Source organism: Bacillus sp. FSL M7-1345 (genome assembly GCF_038006985.1).
Lineage (GTDB): Bacteria > Bacillota > Bacilli > Bacillales > Bacillaceae_G > Bacillus_A > Bacillus_A cereus_U.
The window spans coordinates 494,695-519,400 of record NZ_JBBOWG010000001.1 but is presented as its reverse complement, the minus strand read 5'-3'; the positions used below and the strand labels follow the sequence as shown (position 1 = coordinate 519,400).

Genomic DNA, 24,706 nt, shown 5'->3' with positions numbered 1-24,706 from the left:
AAAAAATAAAAAAGTCGCCAAATGGCGACTTTTAATAAACGATTTCTAAATCTAATCCTGGATAATTTTGTTGACGGAACGCTTCATAAATTAAAATTGCTGCTGTATTAGATAAATTTAATGAACGTACTTTATCCGTCATTGGAATACGTAAACAATGATCGAAGTTTTCTTCAATTACATTAGCTGGTAATCCATTTGTTTCTCTTCCAAATACGAAATAGTAATCCTTCTCACGTTTGCTATAATCAAATGCTGTATGAGCTTTCTCGCCATACTTTGTTAAATAGAAGAATTCACCATCTTTATTTTTCTCATAAAATTCTTCGATTGAATCATAATACGTAACTTTTACGTGCTGCCAATAATCTAGTCCTGCACGCTTTAACATTTTGTCATCCGTTGAAAATCCAAGCGGTCTAATCAAATGTAACTCTGTTCCAGTTGCTGCACAAGTACGTGCAATATTCCCTGTATTTGCTGGAATTTCTGGTTGATATAAAACAACATGTACTCCCACGCGATATTCACCTCTATTTTTTGTCTACTACGTATTATACCACTTGAACGAAAAATCTCTACCCATTAATAATATGAAAGAATTTATATTTCATTTGTGGTGTATATTTACTAGAGTCTTCATAGTTCCAATAACGCCTGCGGCTATTCGCTGAATGTGCATTTACAAGCGGCATACCATCTGCGTCTTTTGCTACTACAATTGTCGTATGATTCCACCTACCATCATCCTCAAAATCATACGCAATTACATCGCCAAGAATAAGGTCTTCTGGCTTTTCTACTGCTTCTGCTCGAAGACCAGCTGTAGCACCTGACAAATACCAATAAAAAGAGTGTGCTACAGCCCAGCTCCAACTCCACTGGTTTCCCCTTTGCCACCACCCTTTACGAATATTAGGATGTCCATTCATTGGCACTTCTCCAGTGTGCAGACATTGTGAAATGAAATTTGTACAATTATCAGGAAAATTACGGTATGCAGGATTGCGATCATCCCACCAACGCTCTGCATATTTCACTGCCTCTAAACGATTATATTGATATGAACCGTATTTTTCTTTCGTGACTTCCCGTTCTAACGTTTCACCTATTTCTATTTCTTCTGACACTTCAAGAGCATAATCATCTATTATACGACTATTTTTCAAACAAACTCGTCGTTTTAATTGTTCCTCTTCGATATAAAATAATTCTTTATGCTTAATTAAATATTTCAAGTGTATTTGATAATCAATTTCTTGATGCTCATTACTATTTAATTGTCTAATGAAAGAAATATCTGCAGTTGCTTTCACTATATTTGCACTACGCTTTTGAAACAATTGTTTCTTTCTCTGTACCATTTGTAACAAATCTATTGCAATACCATCTACATCTGTTCGTTTCTCTGTTATATATGCTAAAAACTGTTGCACTTGCTTTTCAATATTCGCTTTTACAACCATTTCGTCTCCCTCCCATATTACAATATGAAAAAGGGAGATATTATCTACTCTTTTTTCTGTGCTAACAATTCAAGTCCACGATTCATTTCATGAAGAACCTCTTCATCTTTCTCACGTTCCATCGCTTTCTCAATGTCTTCTCCTACTCCATCTCCACCAATTTTCCCAAGTGCCCATGCTGCTGTTCCCCGAAGTACTGGTCTTGGATCATCTTTCATAACACCGATTAAATCAGGAATTGCTGCTGTTTCTTTAAAATGTGCAAGTGCTAAAATAGCATTTCGTTGCAATGGCTTTTTACCTCTCCATGAACCAGACATAACCCCATATTTTCCCTTGAAATCACGATTACTAATTGTTAAAAGTGGTGTTAATAATGGTTTAACTAATTCAGGATCAGGCTCCATTTCAGGATGGTTATGAAAATCCATTCCTTTATTTTTCGGACAAACAGTCTGACACGTATCACATCCATATATACGATTTCCTATTTTATCGCGATATTCTTCAGGCAGAAATCCTTTTGTCTGTGTTAAAAATGCAATACATTTCTTCGAGTCCAACTGGCCGCCTTGTACTAAAGCACCTGTAGGACAAATATCAATACATTTCGTACAACTTCCACATTGATCTTCTATTGGCCGATCAGGAGGGAATGGAACATTCGTAATCATTTCTCCTAAGTATACATACGAACCAAATTCCGGCGTAATAATAGCGCAGTTCTTACCACTCCATCCAATACCGGCACGCTCTGAAACAGCTCGATCACTTAGCTCCCCTGTATCAACCATTGACTTCACTTCTATATCCGGAAGCTTTTCGATTAAATACGCCTCTAACTTTTGCAAACGATCTCGTAAAACAAGGTGATAATCTTGGCCCCAAGAAGCACGACAAAAAATCCCGCGACGTTCTCCACGCTTACTTAATGGTGCATTTTTTAATTTTGAAGGGTACGCTAAAGCAATCGCAATAATTGATTTCGCACCAGGTAACAATAGCTGTGGATTCGTTCTCTTCTCTATATCAGGTTCTTCGAATCCAGACTGATAATTCAATTGTTGTTGCTGGATTAGACGCTGCTTTAACTCCTCAAATGGTGAAGCACTGGCAAAACCTATTTTATCTATACCAATCGTTTTACTATACGCAATTACATCTTGCTTTAATTGTTCAAAATCCATTCTTTATCGCCTCCTCCGATGAATCCATCCCTTATGTAACGACTATATTGGTTAGCAATTCACTTTTGGAATAATATTCTTTACTTCTATTTTCGCATATAATTATGATTTTCAAACATTAAAAAAACGCAATGCTTCGTTTATCTTAGAAACGAAACACTGCGTTGATCACAATTTATCAAAAAAACATTAAATAAAATTTGGAGCGGGTGAAGAGAATCGAACTCTCGACCAGAGCTTGGAAGGCTCTTGTTTTACCACTAAACTACACCCGCAAATATGAATAAATATAAGATATTGAAATAACTTATGTAAAGTAGTATAGCATGTAAAAAAAATCGAAGCAAGAAATTTATCGAAAAAAGTCGAAAAAGTGATGAGATACCTCATCACTTTTTCAATTCTTTATCAATCGCCTTCTTCATACTATCGAAATCAGGGTTTGCAAGATTCCCATTTATATATACTGAAGGAGCACCTTGAACTTTTAATTTTTGAGCACGATCTGAATCTTTACGCACTTTGTCTTTCATTTCTTTACTGTGTAAATCTTTTTTAAACTGTTCTACATTAATTTTCGGAAGCTTTTCTTTCACAATATTAAGAAGTAATTCTTCTGTAATCCATTCTTCCGTATCTTTCTTTTGATTTTGATAAATCTCATCATAGAAAATCCAGAATGAATCTTGATCTTGTTTATAAATTGCTTCACCGGCAGCTGCACCTAAATCAGAGTCTTTTCCGATAAACGGGAAGTTAATAAAATATAACTGCACTTTACCTTTATCAATATACTCTTCTTTTAATCGTGGTAATACCGTTACATCCCAAGTACGACAAGCAGGACATTTAAAGTCTCCAAATTCAACTACCTTAACTGGAGCATCATCTTTCCCTAAAGATTGTTGCGTAGAATAAGCAAACATCTCATTCCCTTTATCTTTCTTGTCATTTATGATGCTATACACAATCGTCCCGATTACAATCAATACTGCGATAGAAAAAACTACACCAAGAACCATGAGTTTGTTCGATGATTTCATATACATTCCTCTTTAAATTCATATTCTGTATACAGCATTGTACACAATACACATAATATCAATACTTACATAGGTCACGCAATGAACACGCTCACATAAATTACAAAAATACAACATTTGTGACGATATTGTGTCACGATTTGTCACAATTTATTCAAAAAAAGAAGTTCCTATATAGGAACTTCCCTTAACTTACTGCTTTTTCACGGGCATTTTTTAACATGGATTGCTCTGTTTTTATATCATGACGAATTACTAATTTCTCACTAACTGCTTGCACATATTCATCATGATTTATATACCCTTCTTTCTCCATTAGCCTTAAAACTACATTCCGTCTCTCAACTGCTTTATCATAATTTTGTGCAGGTGAGTAATAAGCTGGTGCTTTTACTACAGCAGCCATCATTGCACTCTCTGCCAATGTTAATTGATCCACCTTTTTACCGAAGTAAAGGTTTGCTGCTTTTTCAATTCCCCATGCTCCTTCTCCGTAGTAAATATTACTCACATATAATTTTAAAATCTCATCCTTTGTGAATGTACGTTCAATTTTTTTCGTATAAAAAATTTCTTTCCACTTACGAGAAAATGTACGTTCATTAGATAAAAAAGCATTTTTAGATAGCTGCTGTGTAATTGTGCTTCCTCCTTGCACAACACCACCAGCTTTTATATTTTCAATAGAAGCTCGAATAATTGCTATATAGTCTAAACCGTTATGATGATAAAACCTTTTATCTTCCGTCGCAATAAATGCGTGTGTTAATGATTCTGGCACCTCTAACTTAGCGGGTACATGTAATTTACTAATATCACTTCGCTCAATCATTACATTTCCAACGAATAATAATGCAAAACTTAACAATAATAATAATATAATGGCTTTATAAAGAAATTTAGTTAATGGATTTAATGCAACTTTTTGATGATAATTCACTCTAGATAATACTCGTTCTTTCATCTCGAACACCTCTTTTCCACACAGCATATATAACTCTTAATTTAAGAATACCTTGTTGTAAAAGAATATCCCATCGATTTCTCTTACACCTACCTTACAACATTGTAAGGTGTAAAAATGTATTGTATCACAGTCCTTTTTTATCTACTATTCATATGAAATATTGAATATACATTTATTTATCATACTATTTATAGGAAGTAGGACTCTCCTTCATTTCACTTTATTCTTTTATTATATCAGTTTATACATTTATACTTTTAAACATCTAGCAATCTAATTATATATGATATATCACTATTATACAGAACAAATGTTCCGTAAATCAATAGTAGCTTTCGGATTATCTCGCTATTTGTGGGCAGTAAGACTTCTCCCTCAAAACTTGGCTAAAGCTAGAAAATTAGGTAGTAGCCCTGCTTCCTCCACTAATTATTAGCCTACACTTTATTATTGTGACCTTTTTCTGAAACAGTATACATAAAGAAAAAGTTAGCAATTTGAGATGTCCTCAAATAACTAACCAAAACTTTACAATCTTCCTATAAGATTATATGGCTGAACTTCCCATGTTTCGTATGGAATGAAATGCATTGCTTTCATCGCATCAAGTGTCCTTGATTTCATATGAGGACGCGTTATATACTCATCAATGTTCTCTTCGTTTAAAACAACAAATTTAGCATCTTGTATTTCTTCAGGTTGAATTTTTATTTCACCACTAACATATGCTACTTTAAAAACAACAGCTACAATATGCATAGAAGCATTATAATAAATCCCTGTAACTCCGATAGGCTTCACAGTTAATCCTGTTTCCTCCATTATTTCTCTGCAAACAGCTTGATCGAGCGCTTCCCCTTCTTCTACCTGTCCTCCAGGCATTTCCCACGTATCAGCTCGCCAGTGCACTTTCGTTAAAAGCACCTCATTCTTTTCATTTGTTAAGTAACCTGCTACAGCAACAATATGCTTTGGTGTTTTATGCTCCACAGAAATACCTCCTAGAAATACGATTATTTCATATATATCATATAACCATATTCCCTCCCGACAATAAAAACACCTTTAAAAAATCCATAAAAAAGAGACCCTATTCGCTAAACGAAAGGGTCTCCTGTCTTATTATTCTCCTAAGTCTACGTTGTGGTAAACTTGTTGTACATCTTCTAAATCTTCTAATGCATCAACCATTTTTTCAAATTGTACTTGAGCATCTTCAGGAAGTTCTATATCACTTTGTGCAAGCATTGTTAATTCTGCAACTGTAAATTCTTCAACACCAGCACCTTTAAGTGCAGATTGTACTGAATGGAACTGATCAGGTTCAGCATAAACGATAACAGAATCTTCTTCTTCTAGAATGTCACGTGCATCTACATCTGCTTCCATTAAAATTTCAAGAACTTCATCTGATGTTTTACCTTCAAGACCGATAACAGCTGTCGCATCAAACATGTAAGCCACAGAACCGTTTACACCCATGTTACCACTGTTTTTGCTAAATGCAGCTCGTACATCTGCTGCAGTACGGTTTACGTTATTTGTCAGTGTATCTACAATTACCATAGATCCGTTTGGTCCAAAGCCTTCATAACGAAGCTCGTCATAGTTTTCTTCTGAACCGCCTTTTGCCTTTTCAATCGCACGGTCAATAATTGTTCTTGGCACGTTGTATGTTTTCGCACGTTCTAATACAACTCTTAACGTTTGGTTTGATTCTGGATCTGGCTCGCCTTGTTTTGCTGCCACATAAATTTCACGTCCAAATTTCGCGTATATACGGCTTGTATTTGCATCTTTTGATGCTTTTTTTTCTTTAATATTGTTCCATTTACGACCCATACTTTCCACTCTCTTTCCCATTTTAAATCTACATAAAAATATTAATATGAAATATAATGTGTATTCAACACATTTTTAAAAGAAATATAAAAAGTTCATTTTTGATTCATATTACAGACATAATATAAATCACTATCATTTTGTTCTTTCGACAAGTTATATTATACATGAATTCCTAAGTTTATTACGAATTTTAGAATCACATAGCATAATTTAACAAAAAAGACTCTAACATTTCTGTTAGAGTCTTTTTTAAGTCACCGATACCGATGGTCGGGGTCGAACCGACACTCCCGAAGGAACACGATTTTGAGTCGTGCGCGTCTGCCAATTCCGCCACATCGGCATAATAAGAAAGGCGGCAACCGGATTTGAACCGGTGGTAAAGGTTTTGCAGACCTCTGCCTTACCACTTGGCTATGCCGCCATATGAAGTTAAAATGGAGCGGAAGACGGGATTCGAACCCGCGACCCCAACCTTGGCAAGGTTGTATTCTACCACTGAACTACTTCCGCAAAAATGGCTGGGCTAGCTGGATTCGAACCAGCGCATGACGGAGTCAAAGTCCGTTGCCTTACCGCTTGGCTATAGCCCACCGAAGTTTTACTTAATTATATGTAAGTATCCATTAATTTATTTGTAATTTTAAAAAATAAAATGGGGCGACTGATGGGAATTGAACCCACGAATGCCGGAGCCACAATCCGGTGCGTTAACCACTTCGCCACAACCGCCATGTTGTGTTTATATATTTGGCAGGGGCAGTAGGAATTGAACCCACACTGGAGGTTTTGGAGACCTCAGTTCTACCTTTAAACTATGCCCCTGTGTAAATGGTGGAGGGGGGCAGATTCGAACTGCCGAACCCAAAGGAGCGGATTTACAGTCCGCCGCGTTTAGCCACTTCGCTACCCCTCCGAAACTTACATGGTGCCGGCTAGAGGACTTGAACCCCCAACCTACTGATTACAAGTCAGTTGCTCTACCAATTGAGCTAAGCCGGCATATTTTATTAAAATGGTGGCTCGGGACGGAATCGAACCGCCGACACGAGGATTTTCAGTCCTCTGCTCTACCGACTGAGCTACCGAGCCTTATTAAAATGGCGGTCCCGACCGGGGTCGAACCGGCGATCTCCTGCGTGACAGGCAGGCATGTTAACCACTACACCACGGGACCATTTGGTTGCGGGGACAGGATTTGAACCTGCGACCTTCGGGTTATGAGCCCGACGAGCTACCGTACTGCTCCACCCCGCGATAATATTATTTATATAATTATATGATAAGTGTTAGCAACCAAATTACGAAAATGTTTGGTTGCGGGGACAGGATTTGAACCTGCGACCTTCGGGTTATGAGCCCGACGAGCTACCGTACTGCTCCACCCCGCGACAATATTATTCATATAATTTATATGGTGGAGGATGACGGGATCGAACCGCCGACCCCCTGCTTGTAAGGCAGGTGCTCTCCCAGCTGAGCTAATCCTCCAAAAGTGGTGACCCGTACGGGATTCGAACCCGTGTTACCGCCGTGAAAGGGCGGTGTCTTAACCACTTGACCAACGGGCCAAATATTATAAAATCCTTATGGCGGAGAGCAAGGGATTCGAACCCTTGATACGCTTGTGACGTATACACGATTTCCAATCGTGCTCCTTCGGCCAACTCGGACAGCTCTCCAATGGCTCCGCAGGTAGGAATCGAACCTACGACCGATCGGTTAACAGCCGATAGCTCTACCGCTGAGCTACTGCGGAATAATATTGCCTGGCAACGTCCTACTCTCACAGGGACAAGGTCCCAACTACCATCGGCGCTAGAGAGCTTAACTTCCGTGTTCGGTATGGGAACGGGTGTGACCTCTCTGCCATCATTACCAGACATTATTCTTTTGAGACAATCATTATTATAACTTATTCAACCTGAAAGTCAATAAGTTTTTTATATTCTCTCAAAACTAGATAACGTTGCTTCATATTATATGGTTAAGTCCTCGATCTATTAGTATTCGTCAGCTCCACATGTCACCACGCTTCCACCTCGAACCTATCAACCTGATCATCTTTCAGGGATCTTACTAGCTTACGCTATGGGAAATCTCATCTTGAGGGGGGCTTCATGCTTAGATGCTTTCAGCACTTATCCCTTCCGCACATAGCTACCCAGCTATGCCCTTGGCAGAACAACTGGTACACCAGCGGTGCGTCCATCCCGGTCCTCTCGTACTAAGGACAGCTCCTCTCAAATTTCCTGCGCCCACGACGGATAGGGACCGAACTGTCTCACGACGTTCTGAACCCAGCTCGCGTACCGCTTTAATGGGCGAACAGCCCAACCCTTGGGACCGACTACAGCCCCAGGATGCGATGAGCCGACATCGAGGTGCCAAACCTCCCCGTCGATGTGGACTCTTGGGGGAGATAAGCCTGTTATCCCCGGGGTAGCTTTTATCCGTTGAGCGATGGCCCTTCCATGCGGAACCACCGGATCACTAAGCCCGACTTTCGTCCCTGCTCGACTTGTAGGTCTCGCAGTCAAGCTCCCTTATGCCTTTGCACTCTACGAATGATTTCCAACCATTCTGAGGGAACCTTTGGGCGCCTCCGTTACACTTTAGGAGGCGACCGCCCCAGTCAAACTGCCCACCTGACACTGTCTCCCGGGTCGATAAGACCCGTAGGTTAGAATTTCAATACAGTCAGGGCGGTATCCCACCAGCGCCTCCACCGAAGCTAGCGCTCCGGTTTCAATGGCTCCCGCCTATCCTGTACAAACTGTACCAAAATTCAATATCAGGCTACAGTAAAGCTCCACGGGGTCTTTCCGTCCTGTCGCGGGTAACCTGCATCTTCACAGGTACTATAATTTCACCGAGTCTCTGGTTGAGACAGTGCCCAAATCGTTACACCTTTCGTGCGGGTCGGAACTTACCCGACAAGGAATTTCGCTACCTTAGGACCGTTATAGTTACGGCCGCCGTTTACTGGGGCTTCAGTTCAGAGCTTCGCTTACGCTAACCCCTCTCCTTAACCTTCCAGCACCGGGCAGGTGTCAGCCCCTATACTTCGCCTTACGGCTTCGCAGAGACCTGTGTTTTTGCTAAACAGTCGCTTGGGCCTATTCACTGCGGCTTTCCGTTAAGAAAGCACCCCTTCTCCCGAAGTTACGGGGTCATTTTGCCGAGTTCCTTAACCAGAGTTCTCTCGCACACCTTAGGATTCTCTCCTCGCCTACCTGTGTCGGTTTGCGGTACAGGCACCTTTTATCTCGCTAGAAGCTTTTCTTGGCAGCGGGGAATCAAAGACTTCGCTCCATAAGGAGCTTCCCCATCACAGCTCAGCCTTCACGATAAGCGGATTTGCCTACTTATCAGCCTAACTGCTTGGACGTGCACAACCAATCGCACGCTTCTTCTATCCTTCTGCGTCCCTCCATTGCTCAAACGATAAAGAGGTGGTACAGGAATATCAACCTGTTGTCCATCGCCTACGCCTGTCGGCCTCGGCTTAGGTCCTGACTAACCCTGAGCGGACGAGCCTTCCTCAGGAAACCTTAGGCATTCGGTGGACGGGATTCTCACCCGTCTTTCGCTACTCATACCGGCATTCTCACTTCTAAGCGCTCCACCAGTCCTTCCGGTCTGACTTCACTGCACTTAGAACGCTCCCCTACCACTGATACCATTGGTATCAATTCGCAGCTTCGGTGGTGTATTTAGCCCCGGTACATTTTCGGCGCAGAGTCACTCGACTAGTGAGCTATTACGCACTCTTTAAATGGTGGCTGCTTCTGAGCCAACATCCTAGTTGTCTAAGCAACTCCACATCCTTTTCCACTTAATACACACTTTGGGACCTTAGCTGGCGATCTGGGCTGTTTCCCTCTTGACTACGGATCTTATCACTCGCAGTCTGACTCCTAAGGATAAGTCATTGGCATTCGGAGTTTGACTGAATTCGGTAATCCGATGAGGACCCCTAGTTCAATCAGTGCTCTACCTCCAAGACTCTTACACTTAAGGCTAGCCCTAAAGCTATTTCGGGGAGAACCAGCTATCTCCAGGTTCGATTGGAATTTCTCCGCTACCCACACCTCATCCCCGCACTTTTCAACGTGCGTGGGTTCGGGCCTCCATTCAGTGTTACCTGAACTTCACCCTGGACATGGGTAGATCACCTGGTTTCGGGTCTACGACCACGTACTAAACGCCCTATTCAGACTCGCTTTCGCTGCGGCTCCGCCTCTTCAGCTTAACCTTGCACGGGATCGTAACTCGCCGGTTCATTCTACAAAAGGCACGCCATCACCCATTAACGGGCTCTGACTATTTGTAGGCACACGGTTTCAGGATCTCTTTCACTCCCCTTCCGGGGTGCTTTTCACCTTTCCCTCACGGTACTGGTTCACTATCGATCACTAGGGAGTATTTAGCCTTGGGAGATGGTCCTCCCAGATTCCGACGGAATTTCACGTGTTCCGCCGTACTCAGGATACATTCAAGAGAGAACGAAGTTTCGACTACGGGGTTGTTACCCTCTGTGACGGACCTTTCCAGGTCGCTTCGTCTACCTCGTTCCTTTGTAACTCCGTATAGAATGTCCTACAACCCCAAGAGGCAAGCCTCTTGGTTTGGGCTAGATTCCGTTTCGCTCGCCGCTACTCAGGAAATCGCATTTGCTTTCTCTTCCTCCAGGTACTTAGATGTTTCAGTTCCCTGGGTCTGTCTTCCATACCCTATGTATTCAGGTAAGGATACCATACCATTACGTATAGTGGGTTTCCCCATTCGGAAATCTTCGGATCAAAGCTTACTTACAGCTCCCCGAAGCATATCGGCGTTAGTCCCGTCCTTCATCGACTCCTAGTGTCAAGGCATCCACCGTGCGCCCTTTCTAACTTAACCAAACTAAAATTAAAAAAATATGAGCTACACTGTTATCTAGTTTTCAAAGAACATACATTTAAACTTGAGAGATAGTTCTCTCAAAACTGAACGAAACAAAACAAGTCAACGTTTATTGATGAACTGCGTTCATCAATTCTCCATAGAAAGGAGGTGATCCAGCCGCACCTTCCGATACGGCTACCTTGTTACGACTTCACCCCAATCATCTGTCCCACCTTAGGCGGCTGGCTCCATAAAGGTTACCCCACCGACTTCGGGTGTTACAAACTCTCGTGGTGTGACGGGCGGTGTGTACAAGGCCCGGGAACGTATTCACCGCGGCATGCTGATCCGCGATTACTAGCGATTCCAGCTTCATGTAGGCGAGTTGCAGCCTACAATCCGAACTGAGAACGGTTTTATGAGATTAGCTCCACCTCGCGGTCTTGCAGCTCTTTGTACCGTCCATTGTAGCACGTGTGTAGCCCAGGTCATAAGGGGCATGATGATTTGACGTCATCCCCACCTTCCTCCGGTTTGTCACCGGCAGTCACCTTAGAGTGCCCAACTTAATGATGGCAACTAAGATCAAGGGTTGCGCTCGTTGCGGGACTTAACCCAACATCTCACGACACGAGCTGACGACAACCATGCACCACCTGTCACTCTGCTCCCGAAGGAGAAGCTCTATCTCTAGAGTTTTCAGAGGATGTCAAGACCTGGTAAGGTTCTTCGCGTTGCTTCGAATTAAACCACATGCTCCACCGCTTGTGCGGGCCCCCGTCAATTCCTTTGAGTTTCAGCCTTGCGGCCGTACTCCCCAGGCGGAGTGCTTAATGCGTTAACTTCAGCACTAAAGGGCGGAAACCCTCTAACACTTAGCACTCATCGTTTACGGCGTGGACTACCAGGGTATCTAATCCTGTTTGCTCCCCACGCTTTCGCGCCTCAGTGTCAGTTACAGACCAGAAAGTCGCCTTCGCCACTGGTGTTCCTCCATATCTCTACGCATTTCACCGCTACACATGGAATTCCACTTTCCTCTTCTGCACTCAAGTCTCCCAGTTTCCAATGACCCTCCACGGTTGAGCCGTGGGCTTTCACATCAGACTTAAGAAACCACCTGCGCGCGCTTTACGCCCAATAATTCCGGATAACGCTTGCCACCTACGTATTACCGCGGCTGCTGGCACGTAGTTAGCCGTGGCTTTCTGGTTAGGTACCGTCAAGGTGCCAGCTTATTCAACTAGCACTTGTTCTTCCCTAACAACAGAGTTTTACGACCCGAAAGCCTTCATCACTCACGCGGCGTTGCTCCGTCAGACTTTCGTCCATTGCGGAAGATTCCCTACTGCTGCCTCCCGTAGGAGTCTGGGCCGTGTCTCAGTCCCAGTGTGGCCGATCACCCTCTCAGGTCGGCTACGCATCGTTGCCTTGGTGAGCCGTTACCTCACCAACTAGCTAATGCGACGCGGGTCCATCCATAAGTGACAGCCGAAGCCGCCTTTCAATTTCGAACTATGCAGTTCAAAATATTATCCGGTATTAGCCCCGGTTTCCCGGAGTTATCCCAGTCTTATGGGTAGGTTACCCACGTGTTACTCACCCGTCCGCCGCTAACTTCATAAGAGCAAGCTCTTAATCCATTCGCTCGACTTGCATGTATTAGGCACGCCGCCAGCGTTCATCCTGAGCCAGGATCAAACTCTCCAATAAAGTTAGTTTGTCTAGCATCTAAAAATAAAAATTGACGTTCACGTTGTTTGTTTCGTTCAGTTTTCAAAGAACTACTTCGCCGCTCAATTGCGACTTCCTTATGTTAACATCTTCGTTTTTCGATGTCAACTAAGTTTTTTAAATTTCTTTTTTGTCGTTTTCTGCGTTTCCGCATCAGCGACGTTTATTAATATATCATGCAGTATATATAGGGTCAATACTTTTTCTAAAAAAATTTCACATCCCGTTAAAAAGCTAAATTAACTATAGAAAAAATTACTACTCCTCTTTTATAGACATGCTTCTTCCACCTAATCTCTTTCTGTATTGCATCTTAAAAGAAAGCACTACTGTTCTTTAATAAGTGATAAATTTAATCATCGCCTTCACTTTCATAAAATATTCTAAATTGTGTGTTATATTATTCCTATAGGAGTGTGGTGGGAATGGGTATTAAATATTCGAACAAAATTAATAAAATCCGAACCTTTGCATTGAGTTTAGTATTTATCGGCCTCTTCATTGCATACTTAGGTGTCTTTTTTCGCGAAAACATCATTATTATGACAACCTTTATGATGTTTGGTTTTTTAGCTGTCATCGCTAGCACTGTTGTTTACTTTTGGATTGGTATGTTATCTACAAAGACGATACAAATTATTTGTCCAAGCTGCGATAAACCAACAAAAATGCTCGGTCGTGTCGACGCATGTATGCATTGCAACCAACCTTTAACACTCGATCCGAGTTTAGAAGGAAAAGAATTTAATGAGAAGTACAATAAAAAAAGCTATAAAGGATAACACGTACTTTCACTTTAGTATTTTTTCATCCCCATATAATAAAGAAAGAGGGTGACGAAATCGTCACCCTCTTTCTTTATTATATATTACGCCTTATGACACTCTGGACAAACGCCATAAATTTCTAAGCGATGACTATTAATAACGAAGCCTGTCGTTTTCGCAGCTTCCTCTTCAAGCTGTTCCAAACCTCCATAAGGAAAATCAACAATCTTACCACATTTTTCGCAAATCACATGATAATGTTGACTTGTAACATAATCAAATCTACTTGAAGCATCCCCATAAGTTAATTCCTTTACAAGTCCAACTTCTTTAAACACACGTAAGTTATTATAGACAGTTGCAACACTCATATTTGGAAACTTACCTTCTAATGCTTTATAAATGTCATCCGCTGTTGGGTGTGTCATAGATTCCACAAGGTACTCTAAAATAGCATGACGCTGTGGAGTAATGCGTACACCCGTATTTTTCAGCATTTCTAGCGCTTCTTTTAATTCTTCTTTGACCACCGTCATGCACCCCGATTCTATACGGATTATTATTTTATAATTCTTATAAAGAGTGTACTCTTTTTCTTATAAATCGTCAATATTTCTACTATAAGTATGTGGTTTATTTTTGTATATATCCTTATTCTTATATACCTTCCCCCATTTCCTATACATTTACATAGAAAAAAGTGCGACATAATCGCACTTGGAATACTATCATCTGAGGAGGTATGCCCTACACTTTCACTTTATGTATCGCAAGAAAATATGTATAGACGCATGCCTTACATATATATTTTTTCTCCACATTAATATAGATTATTTTATCCCGCTATTTGCGGGCAGTAAGACTCCCACTTCAAAATTCCGCAAATGCGAAGGAGTTAGGCGGGAGATCAACTGCCCGTAAAAGCCCAATTGGTGCGGGCTAATAATCAGTGTAGATAGACACCCCCCACTGATTAAAGTTTCACTTTATATAAGAAAGAACGTCTTCAATATGTCCTTTCACTTTCACTTTACGCCATTCTTTTACAAGTTCACCATCTTTATTGATAAGGAATGTAGAACGCTCGATTCCCATGTACTCTTTTCCAAAGTTCTTTTTCAACTTCCAAACATCGTACAATTCTGCTACTTTATGATCTTCATCTACTAAAAGTACAAATGGAAGCTCATGCTTCTCTATGAATTTCATATGTCTGTTCACCGAATCAGGACTTACACCAAGGATGACCGTGTCCTTCTCTTGGAATAATCCATATGCATCACGAAAATCACATGCTTCAGTTGTACACCCTGGAGTCATATCTTTCGGGTAAAAATATAAAACTACATTTTTACCTCGGAAGTCAGCTAAGCGAATTTGTTCTCCGGTACTTCCCTCTAATGTAAATTCCGGTGCTATTTCTCCTACTGTGATCATTGTTATCACTCCTTTTCTTTTCTATTACTATAACAAATGCTACCTTATTTTTCATTGTCCATTACAGTCCTTACCACAAATGCAAACGGTAATGTATATCCAATTAGCGCTTCTCCAATTGCAATCCATCTTCCGATTCCAATCGGAGCTATATCACCATATCCAACGGACAATAAAGTAACCGCGCTAAAATATAAACATATTTCAACGAGCTGAAAGGAATGAGCACTTAACCTATCCCCATCTTCTTTCAAAACTGCAAAACCCATTTCCTCTAGCACAACATAACTTAATCCAAACGCAATCAGTACCGTTGTATAAATTAAAAACAACGTAGCTAAATTGTACAGCGAAAAGAAACGATTGGAATTTGAATATGAACTCCATAATAATTGGACACTTCTCAAAATAGCGATTGCTGCAATTAATAGAATAAATCCCCATAACATGTCCTCCACCTCATTTTATATGTATGAGGACTATAGCTGATTTATCCCTTAGAAACGAACAAGCTTCTATAATTAATTCCCTGCACCACGATATCGTTTAACCCCTTGATTCCAGAGGTTGATTGCAATAGTAAAACAGATAACACCAACAATTGGCGTTGCGAAGGCATAGCTATTCCACTCTGTTTTTCTTAAAAAGTATGCTGCTGGATATACCCCAACAAATGCAAACGGTAAAACAAACGTTAAAACAAAGCGAATAACACGGTTATAAATATCAACAGGATAGCGTCCATAATTCCCTATGTTATACATAAGCGGCATAATGGAACTTTTCGCATCCGACCAAAAGCCAAGACTTGCAAGCGTAACAAATATCCCACCGTACACAAGTGCCCCTCCCCCTGCCATAAGTAGGAATAAGAAGAAATCATACCAGTAAAAAGATAATTGCAGCTCCATTGCTGCATAACTCATCACAATAATCCCCGTAATAGCTCCAATTAAAGATTCAAGTTCCATTCTTTCTAATATAATTTGAAATAAACTATGAATCGGTCTCGTTAATATACGGTCCATTTCTCCTTTAATAATGTAACGATCATTAAAGTCCCATATATTAAAGAAAGCTGAAAAAATGGCAAACGGTACTAAAAAGAACCCATAGATAAAGATTACTTCTTCTCGGCTCCACCCTTTTAGTGCTTGAGTATGCCCAAACACAACGAGAATGAAGATTAAATTAACAGCTTGTAGTGATAAATCTGAAAGTAATCCGACGATAAAATCGCCACGATACTCCAATTTTGTTTTTATATATTGACTTGCATATTGCAAAAATAATTTTATATATATCATCTCGTCATCCCCCTTGTACGATTAGACGTTTTCTCGCCGTTTTCCACATCAGTACAATTGGAATAATAAGTATAATTGCCCAAATCATTTGAAATAATAAAGCTTCATATAACTTACTTCCTTGTATACCTTCAGAGAAAATCATACTCGGAATATAACTAATTGCTTGAAACGGTAAAAACACCATTGCTTTTTGGGCCCATAACGGATAAAAACTAATCGGTAATAATAAACCAGAAAATAAATCGATAACAACACGTTTCGCATACATAATTCCACTATTATTAAATAAGAAGAATGTAAGCATTCCTGTCATTAAATTTATTTGTGTATTAATGATAAAACTAAATATTAAAGATAAGAAGAAATATAACCACGTTTGAAAATTCGTTGTAATTTGTAATGAAAATAATAACGTAACAATAACCATACCCGGAATTGAAAAGAAAGCAAAACGGAATATCCCTTCTCCAAGCCCTTGCATAACTTTCATACCTAAATAGTTATATGGACGAATTAGTTCTACCGCCACACGTCCTTCTTGAATTTCCATCGCAATTTCTCTATCTATATTATTGAAATAAAAAGCGCGTGCCATCCATGCGATCGCAATATACGTAGTCATTTGCGAAATAGATAAACTTTCAATATTCTCTTTCCCGCTATAAATTGCTTGCCATAAAAAATAATACGCACCAATGTTAATCGTATAAATTAAAATCCCGCTGTAATAATTTGTACGATAAGCAAGCATCATTAAAAAACGAATCCGAATCATTTCAATATACTTACCCATGCATAATACCTTCTTCATAAATGTTACGAATAATTTCCTCTGTAGACACTTCGTTAATTTTCAAATCTTTAATTTGAAAGGCTTGTACTACTTTAGAAATCAACATAGAAATGATAACTTCTTCATTCGGTATTTTTGCAACCCATGCGTTTTCTTCTTTCGCTTTTGACCAAACAACATGACTATCTGGCATAACCATTGATAACTCCTGGTATGAAACTGGGGCAACAAACTGAAAATGTATTTCCTTCTCTACTCCCCACTGCGTACGAAGATTATCTAAAGATCCGTCATACATAATATTTCCTTCATCAAGCATGATGACGCGTTCACATAAAGCTTCAATATCAGTAATATCATGTGTCGTTAATAAAATTGTTGTTTTATAACGTTCATTCATCTCTTTTAAGAATTCTCGTATTTTCAATTTCACAAGAACATCTAGTCCAATTGTTGGTTCATCTAAAAATAATAACGGCGGATTATGAATTAACGCCGCTGCTAATTCACAACGCATTCTTTGACCAAGAGATAATTTCCGTACCGGTTTATCTAATAAAGGACCGATATCTAACGTTTCAATAACATGTTCCATATGTTCCTTATACTGAGCGTCTGATACACCGTACACTTTCTTCAATAAACGAAATGATTCTTGCACTGCGATATCCCACCAAAGCTGCGAACGCTGCCCAAACACAACACCGATTGTTCTTACAAATTCTTCTCTCTGTTTGTGTGGATTCATTCCGTTCACTGTAATTTGTCCTGATGTCGGAGTCAAAATCCCTGTAAGCATTTTAATCGTCGTTGATTTACCAGCACCATTCTCACCAATATAACCAACCATTTCACCTTGCTTTATAGTAAAAGAAACATCATTCACTGCTGGCACTATTTTATAATTACGATTTAATAAATCGCGAAATGCACCCTTTAAGCCCGGACGACTTGAATAAGCTGTAAACTCTTTACGTAACCCTTGTACCTCAATTACCGATTTCATAATCGGACCCCCTTCCTAAATGTCACAACGAATAGTTTACCCAACTGCTCCTTCTATCACAAACAATACGTCTTTTCGAAAAACATGTTAGAATAATACATAGATTTTTGTAAGGAGATGAATTGTAGTGAATTTCACGAAATCAGAAGCATTACATAAAGAAGCGTTAGAACATATCGTTGGTGGTGTTAATAGTCCTTCTCGCTCTTTTAAAGCAGTTGGAGGCGGTTCCCCTATTGCAATGGAACGCGGGAAAGGTGCTTATTTCTGGGATGTAGATGGAAATAAATATATCGACTATTTAGCAGCGTATGGCCCAATTATTACTGGACATGCTCACCCACACGTAACAGAAGCAATTAAAACAGCGGCTGAAAATGGCGTACTATACGGTACTCCAACAGCATTAGAAGTAAAATTCGCAAAAATGTTAAAAGAAGCAATGCCCGCTTTAGATAAAGTCCGCTTCGTAAACTCTGGTACAGAATCCGTTATGACAACCATTCGTGTTGCTCGTGCTTACACTGGCCGCACAAAAATTATGAAATTCGCTGGTTGTTACCACGGTCATTCCGATTTAGTACTTGTAGCAGCTGGCTCTGGTCCTTCTACCCTTGGAATTCCTGATTCAGCTGGCGTGCCACAAAGTATCGCCCAAGAAGTTATTACTGTTCCATTTAATAATGTAGAAACTTTAAAAGAAGCGTTAGATAAATGGGGACATGAAGTAGCAGCTATCCTTGTAGAGCCAATCGTTGGAAACTTCGGTATTGTAGAGCCAAAACCTGGCTTCCTTGAAAAAGTTAATGAACTTGTTCACGCAGCTGGTGCACTAGTAATTTATGATGAAGTTATTACTGCTTTCCGCTTTATGTATGGCGGCGCTCAAGACTTACTTGGCGTAACCCCAGATCTAACAGCACTTGGTAAAGTTATCGGCGGTGGCCTTCCAATTGGTGCTTACGGTGGTAAGAAAGAAATTATGGAACAAGTTGCACCGCTCGGCCCTGCATACCAAGCTGGTACAATGGCCGGGAACCCTGCTTCTATGGCATCAGGTATTGCCTGCCTAGAAGTACTTCAACAAGAAGGCGTATACGAGAAATTAGATGCACTTGGCGCAATGCTTGAAAAAGGAATTTTAGAACAAGCTACAAAACATAACATCGATATTACAGTAAACCGTCTAAAGGGTGCATTAACTGTATACTTCACGACAAATACAATTGAAGATTACGATGCAGCCAAAAATACAGATGGTGAAATGTTCGGTAGATTCTTCAAGCTGATGCTTCAAGAAGGTATTAATTTAGCACCTTCTAAATATGAAGCATGGTTCTTAACGACAGAACATACAAAAGAAGATATTGAATATACAATTGAAGCTGTTGGCAGAGCATTTTCTACCCTAGCGAACAATAAATAATCTCTTCATTCAAAAGGAAAAAAGAAAGCCCATCTTTCTTTTTTCCTTTTTTCTATTTCATAAATCCCTCATTAATAGTATAATTATTCATAATTATCTGTTTTATATTCTTTTATATCCTTACTATCCCTGTATACAAGGCAGTTCACGCCTTAAATAGTAAGATTATTCAAAATTCACTTTCCAGAGGGGGGATTGACGGATGCTCAATAAAAAAAATAAATGGACACCGTCTTTATTTCGGAATTATAAAAATGCAGAACATGATGCGTGTGGAATCGTTTCCGTTATGGAAAAACGAAGAATTCCTACAAAAGAAAACATCGATTTTTGTATACAATCACTAGTCAAAATGAATCATAGAGCTGGTTTCATTAATGGCGAAGGAGATGGCATCGGAATTCATATCGACATGCCAAAAGCACTTTGGAATGAAAAACTAAAAAGTAGCGGATATAATCCAACGATTGTGGATCATCCCCACTTTATCGTTGGACATTTTTTTCTAAACAAACAAGAAAACATTGCTGATTTAAAAGATTACATTCGTACGCAACTAAACAATGAAAACTTTACAATTGTTCTCGAAAATGATGATGTAATAAACTCAGATGCACTCGGTCCTCTTGGTAAACAAGAAGAACCTTTATTTTGGCAAATTGCCCTTATCGCCCAAAGTGAAGTTAAAAATATTGAACAAACATTATTTTCTGTAACAATAAAAATCGAAGAAAATGAAGCAATTCATGTTGCCTCATTAAGTCATGAACATGTTGTATATAAAGTTCTGGGCGCTGGGGATACACTCGTTGCTTATTACAATGATTTACAACACCCACTTATCGCTTCAACTATGACACTAGGACATAATCGCTATTCTACTAATACGTTATCTAATTTTTTTCGTGTACAACCATTTAGTATTCTCGGGCATAATGGTGAAATTAACACGATTGCAAAATTACGCGATCAAGCTGACATGATTAATGTACCACTTACTGCCGGGGGCAGTGATTCCCAAGATTTAAACCGCACCTTAGAAACCCTTCTCGTTCAGTATAACTACAGTTTATTTGAAGCAATGGATATATTATTTCCACCAATTATTAATGAAATAAAACTTTACGAAACAAACTTACAAAACTTATACACTTATATACGTGAGGCTTGGGGGCATTTCGCACAAGGTCCAGCTGGCATCATTTCACGTTATAAAGATGAAGCTGTTTTCAGTGTCGATTCCCTTGGATTACGCCCAGTTTGGAAAGTAGAGACAGAGAGCTCCTATATTTTCTCTTCTGAACCTGGAGTTGTATCACCAGCCGAATATGTAGCAGAGCCGAAACCACTCGCTCCTGGCGAAAAGGTTGGATTAAAATGGAATCAACAAGATGAGCTTGTTCTCTATGAATACGATAATTATCAAATTGAAGTATACAACCGTTTTAAGAAACGAATCGATGTTACCAACTATCATGTAAACTTATCTATCCCTGAAACGAAAGAAACTGAGGGATTATGTGATTCTGTTCAAGTTGAAACGAGACAATACGTCGCTTTCGGCTGGGATCGAGAACATATTCAGCTCCTTGAACAGATGGCGACAAAAGGCGTCGAACCAATTCGTTCACTTGGGCATGACTCACCACTTGCCGCACTTGATACAGATAGACGAAATATTGCTGATTTCATTAAGGAAAGTGTAGCCGTTGTTACAAATCCAGCAATCGATCGTGATCGAGAAGTCGAGCACTTCTCCACACGTACTGTACTCGGAGAGCGTCCGGGTTTATTAGATAACTCTAAACAACCATTTGTAATCGAGATGCTTTCACCCATTATTTTAGAAGGAAGTTTAGCTCAATCTATCGCGGCAGACTTACACACGATTACGTACGAACAACTTATACAGCTATTCATCACTCATAGCTCTGTCTCTACAATTCCTGTCACATTTAGTCCATCAGAAACTCTACAAAGCGCATTAAACCGAATTGGTTCCGAAGCGATAGCAGCCGTTAAAGACGGGGCTTCCCTACTAGTATTAGATGACGCTAAATCTCATCAAAATGAACTGTTATGGATTGATCCACATTTAGTTACTGCTAAAGTACATCAAGCATTAACTGAAAATAAATTACGCCGGAAATGCTCTCTCGTTATACGCTCTGGTGCCCTTCGCTCCTTACACGATATCGTCACGCTATACGGATTAGGGGCAGATGGTATTAATCCATATTTATTGTTCGCAACGGTAAATGATGGAACAAAAGCACCAATTACTAATTTGTATACCGCACTTAATAAAGGACTAGAGAAAGTAATTTCGACGATTGGAATTCATGAATTACGCGGTTACGGTCGCCTCTTCTCCTCTATTGGATTACATGAGGAAATCGCAAATATATTACAAATTACAAACTTCTTCGGTTCAAATGATTTAGCTTTTTCACTTGAATCACTTGCTGAAGATGCGAAAATTCGAGCTGATGATTATAACAATCCAAAAGTTAGAATGCGAAAATCATTTCATATATTCCCGCGGATTTGGAAAGCAATTGGTGATGTTGCAAAAGGAAACTCTTATGATGATTACCGCGACAAGTTAAGTGAATTGGAAGAAAATAACCCTATCGCAATCAGGCACCTTATTCAAACAAAACAAACAAAACATGTAATTCCAACTGAAGAAGTGTCCATCGGCATTCACAATCATGATTTACCATTTATTATTAGTTCTATGTCATTCGGTTCTCAAAATGAAATTGCCTTTCGCGCATATGCAGAAGCTGCCAATCAGTTAAATATGATTAGTTTGAACGGTGAAGGCGGCGAAATTAAAGATATGATTGGTAAATACCCACATACACGCGGACAACAAGTTGCATCTGGCCGATTTGGAGTAAACGCTGAACTACTAAATTCATCAAATTTAATTGAAATAAAAATCGGTCAAGGAGCAAAGCCTGGTGAAGGTGGACATTTGCCTGGTTCAAAAGTGACTGCCAAAATTGCGGAAGCGCGTAATGCTACAATCGGTTCAGATTTAATTTCACCTTCTAACAACCATGATATTTATTCAATTGAAGACTTGGCTCAAATGATTACAGAAATTAAAACGGCTAATCATCTTGCAAAAGTAGCTGTAAAAGTTCCTGTCGTTCCTAACATCGGAACAATTGCTGTCGGTATCGCAAAAGCTGGCGCTGACTTTATTAACATTAGTGGATTTGATGGCGGAACAGGCGCTGCGCGTATTCACGCATTGCAACATGTAGGTCTTCCTGTAGAAATCGGTGTTAAAGCTGCTCACAATGCGTTACTAGAAGCAAATATGAGACATAAAGTAGAAATTTGGGCAGACGGCGGTATTCGAAGTGTCAATGACGCCTTAAAAATCATGCTCCTTGGAGCAAACCGGATCGGATTTGGCACATTATCAATGATTGCAATTGGCTGTACAACTTGCCGTGGTTGTCATCTTGATACGTGCCACGTCGGAATTGCAACACAAATTGAATCTGAAGCTCAAGCGAAAGAACATGGACTGCGCCGTTTCGTTCCACGTGAATTAGCAAGCGCAGTTACAGGACTATTAAGCCTATTCACTACTTTCGGTACAGAATTGAAACGTTTAACAGGGCAGCTCGGTTACACAAACTTACAAGATATTATCGGACGATCGGATTTATTAGAACAAACTCGAGGCAAGGACTTATTAGACTTACGTAATTTAATACAAACGATAGAAGATTCATCCGTGAAAATAACGGCATCTGTACAAGAAAAACAATTTGAAACAACAAATTCTCTCCAGTCAAAAGAATTAGTAAGCGTCGGCGTAGAGCAACGCGTAATGGGCGGTCTAGAATCCTGTTATCGTATTCGTAGCAAATTATATGAAAACACTCATCTTGAACCACTTACATTAAAGTATACAAACGGATCTGTTCCCGGAAACGGATTAGGCGCGTACAATAGCGAGAACTTATTTATACACGTAAATGGTGGCGCGCAAGATGGAATTGGAAAAACTTCATTTGGCGGTGGCATTTATATAACGAAAGCAAAAGGAAAAGATGGAACATATTATAACGGTTCTGTCGGAAAAGGATTTGGATACGGCGCTCAAAAAGGTGCATTATACGTGCAAGGTAACGCTGATGCTCGTGCTGGCATTCGCCTTTCTGGAGCAGATATGATAATTGGAGGCAGAATTACAAAACCACTCCGCGAAAAAGAACAAGGAAATATCGGAGTATATTCTAATATAAAAGGATTTGCTTTTGAATATATGACAAATGGTCGCGCTCTTGTTTTAGGAGATCCTGGTCCATGGATTTGTGCCGGCATGACTGGTGGTGTTGTTTATTTACGTCATGAGCCAAACTTAGGTTTAACAGAAGACGCTTTAAAAAGAAGAATTGCTAAAGGTGCAAATGTAACATTGCAGCCAATTAGTAAAAATGGTTTGCAAGATGTGAATGAATTATTATTAGACTACATTCGTGTATTAAATGAGCATGAACAATATGAAGAAGCTGCTTTGTTAACACCATTATTAGATGATATCCAGCTTCACTTCTATGAAATTATCCCGAAAAAAGAACAGGCGGATCCATCTATTTCAACCGAATGATATGTATAATATTTATTTTCATAAAAAAATTGACGAAGCGAGCATCGCATAGTAATCTAGAATAACAATTTGAAACCTGCTGAAATTCAGCAGGTTTTTTTATTAAAGAATAGATGTTTAAAGAGAATTTGGAGAAATTATAAATTGATTGTAATTTATTTATTAAACTTTTTAACGTCACTAAAATATCACTTGC

Annotated in this window: 16 protein-coding genes, 17 tRNA genes and 3 rRNA genes; 3 read left to right on the top strand and 33 right to left on the bottom strand. The window is 39.7% G+C overall.

All coding sequences use genetic code 11. From position 1 onward, the window contains the following. Positions 1–31: 31 nt before the first annotated feature. The 27 genes from trmL to MHB76_RS02595 all read right to left on the bottom strand — a co-directional run bounded on the left by trmL (position 32) and on the right by MHB76_RS02595 (position 13,111). A complete protein-coding gene (trmL, locus tag MHB76_RS02725) occupies positions 32–520 on the bottom strand; it encodes a tRNA (uridine(34)/cytosine(34)/5-carboxymethylaminomethyluridine(34)-2'-O)-methyltransferase TrmL (RefSeq protein ID WP_000538149.1) in 489 nt (162 codons plus the stop codon). 58 nt (positions 521–578) lie between these two features. Continuing rightward, positions 579–1,466, bottom strand: a complete 888-nt coding sequence (locus MHB76_RS02720) for an amidase domain-containing protein (protein WP_078173878.1) — start codon at positions 1,464–1,466, stop codon at positions 579–581. Between the two features lie 44 nt (positions 1,467–1,510). Continuing rightward, positions 1,511–2,653 (bottom strand): tRNA epoxyqueuosine(34) reductase QueG, encoded by a 1,143-nt coding sequence (queG, locus tag MHB76_RS02715; protein ID WP_002159370.1) that lies wholly within the window; start codon positions 2,651–2,653, stop codon positions 1,511–1,513. A 201-nt stretch (positions 2,654–2,854) separates the two neighbouring features. Beyond that, positions 2,855–2,928, bottom strand: a tRNA-Gly gene (locus tag MHB76_RS02710). A gap of 114 nt (positions 2,929–3,042) precedes the next feature. Then, complete coding sequence (locus MHB76_RS02705) at positions 3,043–3,696, bottom strand: DsbA family protein (RefSeq protein ID WP_002113880.1); 654 nt, start codon at positions 3,694–3,696, stop codon at positions 3,043–3,045. A 187-nt stretch (positions 3,697–3,883) separates the two neighbouring features. Then, complete coding sequence (locus tag MHB76_RS02700) at positions 3,884–4,660, bottom strand: transglycosylase domain-containing protein (RefSeq protein WP_002113878.1); 777 nt, start codon at positions 4,658–4,660, stop codon at positions 3,884–3,886. A gap of 531 nt (positions 4,661–5,191) precedes the next feature. Then, a complete protein-coding gene (locus MHB76_RS02695) occupies positions 5,192–5,653 on the bottom strand; it encodes an NUDIX hydrolase (RefSeq protein ID WP_078173879.1) in 462 nt (153 codons plus the stop codon). A gap of 132 nt (positions 5,654–5,785) precedes the next feature. Further along, complete coding sequence (locus MHB76_RS02690) at positions 5,786–6,505, bottom strand: YebC/PmpR family DNA-binding transcriptional regulator (protein ID WP_078173880.1); 720 nt, start codon at positions 6,503–6,505, stop codon at positions 5,786–5,788. A 264-nt stretch (positions 6,506–6,769) separates the two neighbouring features. Beyond that, positions 6,770–6,851: transfer RNA gene (locus tag MHB76_RS02685), tRNA-Leu, on the bottom strand. Between the two features lie 10 nt (positions 6,852–6,861). After that, positions 6,862–6,932: transfer RNA gene (locus tag MHB76_RS02680), tRNA-Cys, on the bottom strand. A gap of 14 nt (positions 6,933–6,946) precedes the next feature. Continuing rightward, positions 6,947–7,021: transfer RNA gene (locus tag MHB76_RS02675), tRNA-Gly, on the bottom strand. Between the two features lie 5 nt (positions 7,022–7,026). After that, a tRNA-Gln gene (locus MHB76_RS02670) sits at positions 7,027–7,101 on the bottom strand. Positions 7,102–7,164: 63 nt separating this feature from the next. Continuing rightward, positions 7,165–7,240: transfer RNA gene (locus tag MHB76_RS02665), tRNA-His, on the bottom strand. 19 nt (positions 7,241–7,259) lie between these two features. Then, positions 7,260–7,333 (bottom strand) — tRNA-Trp (locus MHB76_RS02660). A gap of 7 nt (positions 7,334–7,340) precedes the next feature. Next, positions 7,341–7,424 (bottom strand) — tRNA-Tyr (locus tag MHB76_RS02655). 10 nt (positions 7,425–7,434) lie between these two features. Beyond that, a tRNA-Thr gene (locus MHB76_RS02650) sits at positions 7,435–7,510 on the bottom strand. Positions 7,511–7,524: 14 nt separating this feature from the next. Further along, positions 7,525–7,600: transfer RNA gene (locus tag MHB76_RS02645), tRNA-Phe, on the bottom strand. A 9-nt stretch (positions 7,601–7,609) separates the two neighbouring features. Beyond that, a tRNA-Asp gene (locus MHB76_RS02640) sits at positions 7,610–7,685 on the bottom strand. 3 nt (positions 7,686–7,688) lie between these two features. Next, positions 7,689–7,765, bottom strand: a tRNA-Met gene (locus MHB76_RS02635). Between the two features lie 57 nt (positions 7,766–7,822). After that, positions 7,823–7,899: transfer RNA gene (locus MHB76_RS02630), tRNA-Met, on the bottom strand. A 24-nt stretch (positions 7,900–7,923) separates the two neighbouring features. Continuing rightward, positions 7,924–7,999, bottom strand: a tRNA-Val gene (locus MHB76_RS02625). Between the two features lie 5 nt (positions 8,000–8,004). Beyond that, a tRNA-Glu gene (locus tag MHB76_RS02620) sits at positions 8,005–8,079 on the bottom strand. A gap of 19 nt (positions 8,080–8,098) precedes the next feature. After that, positions 8,099–8,190: transfer RNA gene (locus tag MHB76_RS02615), tRNA-Ser, on the bottom strand. Between the two features lie 2 nt (positions 8,191–8,192). After that, positions 8,193–8,267 (bottom strand) — tRNA-Asn (locus MHB76_RS02610). Between the two features lie 8 nt (positions 8,268–8,275). Further along, a 5S ribosomal RNA gene (gene rrf, locus MHB76_RS02605) occupies positions 8,276–8,391 on the bottom strand. Between the two features lie 100 nt (positions 8,392–8,491). Beyond that, positions 8,492–11,413 (bottom strand): 23S ribosomal RNA (locus tag MHB76_RS02600). 146 nt (positions 11,414–11,559) lie between these two features. Beyond that, positions 11,560–13,111: ribosomal RNA gene (locus tag MHB76_RS02595) — 16S ribosomal RNA — on the bottom strand. Together the 16S, 23S and 5S rRNA genes with 16 tRNA genes alongside form the textbook arrangement of a ribosomal RNA operon. Before the next feature lie 446 nt (positions 13,112–13,557). Between MHB76_RS02595 and MHB76_RS02590 the strand changes: the two genes are divergently transcribed. Then, complete coding sequence (locus MHB76_RS02590; RefSeq protein WP_078173489.1) at positions 13,558–13,914, top strand: YgzB family protein; 357 nt, start codon at positions 13,558–13,560, stop codon at positions 13,912–13,914. An 86-nt stretch (positions 13,915–14,000) separates the two neighbouring features. Here MHB76_RS02590 and perR read toward each other — a convergent pair whose 3' ends face one another. The 6 genes from perR to MHB76_RS02560 all read right to left on the bottom strand — a co-directional run bounded on the left by perR (position 14,001) and on the right by MHB76_RS02560 (position 18,445). After that, the gene (gene perR / locus MHB76_RS02585; protein WP_000237831.1) at positions 14,001–14,429 is read right to left on the bottom strand and encodes a peroxide-responsive transcriptional repressor PerR; all 429 of its coding nucleotides are present in this window, start codon (positions 14,427–14,429) and stop codon (positions 14,001–14,003) included. A 451-nt stretch (positions 14,430–14,880) separates the two neighbouring features. Next, positions 14,881–15,336: a thioredoxin-dependent thiol peroxidase gene (bcp, locus tag MHB76_RS02580; protein ID WP_002010353.1), complete on the bottom strand. Its 456-nt coding sequence runs from the start codon at positions 15,334–15,336 to the stop codon at positions 14,881–14,883. 44 nt (positions 15,337–15,380) lie between these two features. After that, positions 15,381–15,785, bottom strand: a complete 405-nt coding sequence (locus MHB76_RS02575; protein ID WP_002091112.1) for a potassium channel family protein — start codon at positions 15,783–15,785, stop codon at positions 15,381–15,383. Positions 15,786–15,857: 72 nt separating this feature from the next. Further along, positions 15,858–16,643 (bottom strand): ABC transporter permease, encoded by a 786-nt coding sequence (locus tag MHB76_RS02570; protein WP_078173490.1) that lies wholly within the window; start codon positions 16,641–16,643, stop codon positions 15,858–15,860. 4 nt (positions 16,644–16,647) lie between these two features. Beyond that, positions 16,648–17,439 carry an ABC transporter permease gene (locus tag MHB76_RS02565; RefSeq protein ID WP_002113871.1) on the bottom strand — a complete coding sequence of 264 codons (792 nt, stop codon included), beginning with the start codon at positions 17,437–17,439 and terminating at the stop codon, positions 16,648–16,650. Then, the gene (locus MHB76_RS02560; RefSeq protein ID WP_002113870.1) at positions 17,432–18,445 is read right to left on the bottom strand and encodes an ABC transporter ATP-binding protein; all 1,014 of its coding nucleotides are present in this window, start codon (positions 18,443–18,445) and stop codon (positions 17,432–17,434) included. The genes MHB76_RS02565 and MHB76_RS02560 overlap by 8 nt, the downstream gene beginning before the upstream one ends. A 127-nt stretch (positions 18,446–18,572) precedes the next feature. Between MHB76_RS02560 and hemL the strand changes: the two genes are divergently transcribed. Both hemL and MHB76_RS02550 read left to right on the top strand, forming a co-directional pair. Next, a complete protein-coding gene (gene hemL / locus MHB76_RS02555) occupies positions 18,573–19,871 on the top strand; it encodes a glutamate-1-semialdehyde-2,1-aminomutase (protein WP_078173491.1) in 1,299 nt (432 codons plus the stop codon). 202 nt (positions 19,872–20,073) lie between these two features. Next, positions 20,074–24,510 carry a glutamate synthase-related protein gene (locus MHB76_RS02550; protein WP_340985605.1) on the top strand — a complete coding sequence of 1,479 codons (4,437 nt, stop codon included), beginning with the start codon at positions 20,074–20,076 and terminating at the stop codon, positions 24,508–24,510. Positions 24,511–24,706: the final 196 nt, after the last annotated feature.

Coding starts and splice junctions, on each gene's coding strand:
- MHB76_RS02570 (WP_078173490.1), bottom strand. CDS start 16,643: ATGATATATATAAAATTATTTTTGCAATATGCAAGTCAATATATAAAA.
- MHB76_RS02705 (WP_002113880.1), bottom strand. CDS start 3,696: ATGAAATCATCGAACAAACTCATGGTTCTTGGTGTAGTTTTTTCTATC.
- MHB76_RS02590 (WP_078173489.1), top strand. CDS start 13,558: ATGGGTATTAAATATTCGAACAAAATTAATAAAATCCGAACCTTTGCA.
- MHB76_RS02720 (WP_078173878.1), bottom strand. CDS start 1,466: ATGGTTGTAAAAGCGAATATTGAAAAGCAAGTGCAACAGTTTTTAGCA.
- MHB76_RS02690 (WP_078173880.1), bottom strand. CDS start 6,505: ATGGGTCGTAAATGGAACAATATTAAAGAAAAAAAAGCATCAAAAGAT.
- MHB76_RS02550 (WP_340985605.1), top strand. CDS start 20,074: ATGCTCAATAAAAAAAATAAATGGACACCGTCTTTATTTCGGAATTAT.
- MHB76_RS02560 (WP_002113870.1), bottom strand. CDS start 18,445: ATGAAATCGGTAATTGAGGTACAAGGGTTACGTAAAGAGTTTACAGCT.
- bcp (WP_002010353.1), bottom strand. CDS start 15,336: ATGATCACAGTAGGAGAAATAGCACCGGAATTTACATTAGAGGGAAGT.
- MHB76_RS02700 (WP_002113878.1), bottom strand. CDS start 4,660: ATGAAAGAACGAGTATTATCTAGAGTGAATTATCATCAAAAAGTTGCA.
- MHB76_RS02565 (WP_002113871.1), bottom strand. CDS start 17,439: ATGGGTAAGTATATTGAAATGATTCGGATTCGTTTTTTAATGATGCTT.
- MHB76_RS02575 (WP_002091112.1), bottom strand. CDS start 15,785: ATGTTATGGGGATTTATTCTATTAATTGCAGCAATCGCTATTTTGAGA.
- queG (WP_002159370.1), bottom strand. CDS start 2,653: ATGGATTTTGAACAATTAAAGCAAGATGTAATTGCGTATAGTAAAACG.